Source organism: Mesorhizobium sp. M7A.F.Ca.ET.027.03.2.1 (assembly GCF_003999175.1).
Classification (GTDB): Bacteria; Pseudomonadota; Alphaproteobacteria; order Rhizobiales; family Rhizobiaceae; genus Mesorhizobium.
Genome location: NZ_RZOM01000789.1, coordinates 1 through 2973 on the forward strand (window position 1 = coordinate 1; position 2973 = coordinate 2973).

4 protein-coding genes are annotated in these 2973 nt (G+C 65.1%); all 4 read left to right on the top strand.

Annotation, left to right across the window (positions count from 1 at the left end; translation table 11 throughout):
* A partial coding sequence (locus tag EN750_RS26900) for a trimethylamine methyltransferase family protein (protein ID WP_189526477.1) occupies positions 1–173 on the top strand: 173 nt, incomplete at its 5' end.
* Between the two features lie 89 nt (positions 174–262).
* Entirely contained in the window at positions 263–958 is a 696-nt protein-coding gene (locus EN750_RS26905; protein WP_127398441.1) for a 4Fe-4S dicluster domain-containing protein, read from the top strand.
* 100 nt (positions 959–1058) lie between these two features.
* Positions 1059–1736, top strand: a complete 678-nt coding sequence (locus tag EN750_RS26910; protein ID WP_127398443.1) for a FadR/GntR family transcriptional regulator — start codon at positions 1059–1061, stop codon at positions 1734–1736.
* A partial coding sequence (locus EN750_RS26915) for an MFS transporter (protein ID WP_145967939.1) occupies positions 1733–2973 on the top strand: 1241 nt, incomplete at its 3' end. The genes EN750_RS26910 and EN750_RS26915, both read left to right, overlap by 4 nt.

Consider the following 2973-nt stretch of genomic DNA (forward strand, 5'->3'; position numbering starts at 1 on the left):
CCTACGAGCAGTGGCTGGCCGAAGGCGAGAAGACAGCGCCGCAGCGCGCCAACGAGCTTGCCCGCCGCTGGCTGGAAAGCTACGAGGCGCCGCATCTCGATCCGAGCATCGACGAAGCGTTGAAGGACTTCATCGCCAAGAAGAAGGGGTCGATGCCCGACGCCTTCACTTGAAAGGAGCCCGAATCAGGCGGGGCTAAAGTCGCCAACATCATCCACAAGGAAGTCTGGCGGAGCGCGTTCTCCGATCCGGTCAAGAAGGGATGACTGCCGCGGGGCGCCGGGTTGAGGACATCGCGACCGTGCTTTCGGCCAATGGCCTAATCCTGCGCGGCGGCTTCAAGTGCGGAGCGAGCGAAACCCCGTTTGCCGACCTCTCAGGTGCTCCCGTCAAATCCGTCTTGCTGGTCGGGCAGGCGGGTGCAGCGCCTTGGCCGCATTTCCTGCGCTGGTTCGACAAGCAATCGCAGACCATCGCCAATCCGCTCGATACGTGGTCGCGCGAAGTGATCGGCGCCGTGGCCGAGGTATTCGGCGCACGGGCGATTTCTCCGTCGGACAAGCCCTATCTGCCGTTCCAGCAATGGGCGATGCGGGCGGAGGGACTGAAGCCGTCGCCGCTCGGCATCCTCATGCATCCGCAATACGGGCTATGGCATGCCTATCGCGGTGCGCTGCTGTTCGAGGACGAGCTTCCGATTCAAGCCGGCGAAGCGGCGCCTCACCTTTGCGATAGCTGCGTCGAGAAACCCTGCCTGAAATCCTGCCCGGTCGACGCCTATTCCGAGCAAGGATTCGCTTATCAATCCTGCCTGGCGCATGTGCGTGAAGCCGGCGGCTCGCCTTGCCGCAGCGGCGGCTGCCTTGATCGCAATTCGTGCCCCTATGGCACGGAGTATCGCTATCCGCCGGAGGTTCAGGCCTTCCACATGGCGAGCTTCGCACGAGCCACCAACTGATCCATTCCAATTGCGTGGTGCTCGTTCGCTTCGCGCATCTTGACGGCAGTTAGACACAAGTCTATTCATCAAGTCATCAGATGACTTGATGAATAGACCGATGCAACCTGCTATCCGAACCAATCTCACCGACAGCGCCACCGAGAGCCTGCGTGCCGAGATCGTCAGCGGCCGCTGGGGCGTCGGCGAGCGTATCCCCAACGAGGCAGCCCTGACCGACCTTCTGTCGGTCAGCCGCGGCACGGTGCGCGAGGCGGTGCGGGTGCTGGTCTCGCAGGGATTGCTGGATACGCGCCAGGGCTCGGGCACCTATGTGCGCTCCGCCGTCGATACCTCTGCCGCGCTCGACCGGGTCAAGCGCAGCGGCTTGCGCGATCAGTGGGAGGCGCGGGCAGCGCTGGACCTCGAGGCCGCACGGCTCGCTGCCTTGCGCCACACGCCAGCCGATCTCGAGCGGATGCGGCAACTGCTTGCCGAACGCGGCACCGTCGCGGACGGCGGAAGCGATGCCTTCATCCGGCGCGATCTCGCTTTCCACAAATCCGTCGTCGCGGCGTCCGGCAACAGGGCGATGATGGAGCTCTACGACTTCTTCACCGCTGCCATCACCGAGACCATCCATGCCACCATCGACGGCGATCTGCCCGAACCGGACCACCAGGCGCATGCGGCAATCGTCGACGCCATTGCCGCGAGCGATCCAGAGCGCGCGGTTGCCGCCGTCCGCGCCTTTATGGCGCCGGTGCTTGCCCAACTTGAAAGACTGCTTTCGCAATGAACCAGAGTTTTCGTCAGCCTGACCCGAAGGCCGAGGTCATGGAGGGTCTGGAACTCATCGACGCGGAAGTCGACAGCCTTCCCGTACCGCAGCCGCCTGAACTGCGCAGCCGTGCCGCGCGCATCGTGCTTGGCGCGAGCCTTGTGCTGATCGCCTTCAGTCTGCGGCCGCTGTTTTCGAGCCTGTCGGTGCTGTTGCCCGAGGTGATGCAGGCAACCGGGCTGTCGACGACGGGCGCCAGCCTGCTGACGACGCTGCCCGTCCTGTGCCTCGGCCTGTTCGCGCCCTTCGCACCAAGGCTTGCGCAGCGCTATGGAGCCGAGCGCACTTTGCTCGGGGCGCTCGCCTTGCTGGTGCTGGGAACCGGCCTGCGCTGGTTCGGTACGGTTCCCCTGCTGTTTGTCGCCACCTTCCTGGCCGGCGGCGCCATTGCCATCGGCAATGTGCTGCTGCCAGGCCTGGTGAAGCGCGATTTCGCCGACAGGGCCGCCGTCATGACCGGGCTCTACACTATGGCGCTCTGCGCCGGTTCGGCCGCCGCGGCGGGCTTCACGCTGCCGATCGAGCATTTTGTCACCGGTTCATGGTCCGGGGCACTCGCTGCCTGGGCGGTGCCCACACTAGTCGTGCTTTTGATCTGGATTCCGCAGGCGCTGGGCAGCCGCCGGCAGGTCAGTCATCGCGGCTTTCGCGTCGTCGGGCTTTGGCGCGATCGCCTGGCCTGGCAGGTGACGCTGTTCATGGGGCTGCAGTCGGCGCTTGCCTATTGCATCTTCGGCTGGCTGGCGCCGATCCTGCGCGAGCGTGGCTTCGATGCGGCCACCGCTGGCGCCATGGTTTCGGTGTCAGTGATGGCGCAGGTCATCACCTGCCTCGCCGTGCCATCCTTTGCGATGCGGCTGAAGGACCAGCGCGGCATCAATGTGGCGCTCGTCGCCACCGCGGTGGTCGCGCTGCTCGGCATTCTCTTTGCGCCGACCTCGACGATGCTGTTCTGGGCGGTCCTGCAAGGCATCGGGCAGGGGGGCCTTATCGCGGCTGCCATGAGCTTGATCGTGCTGCGTTCGCCGGATTCGCATATCGCCGCGCATCTTTCAGGCATGGCGCAAGGCGTCGGCTATGTGCTGGCGGCCTTCGGCCCGTTGCTGGTGGGCCTGATCCGCGACTGGACCGGCAGTTTTTCCGGGACGGCGTTCCTGTTCGTCGCGCTCGGGCTTGGCGTAGCCATCATGGGGCT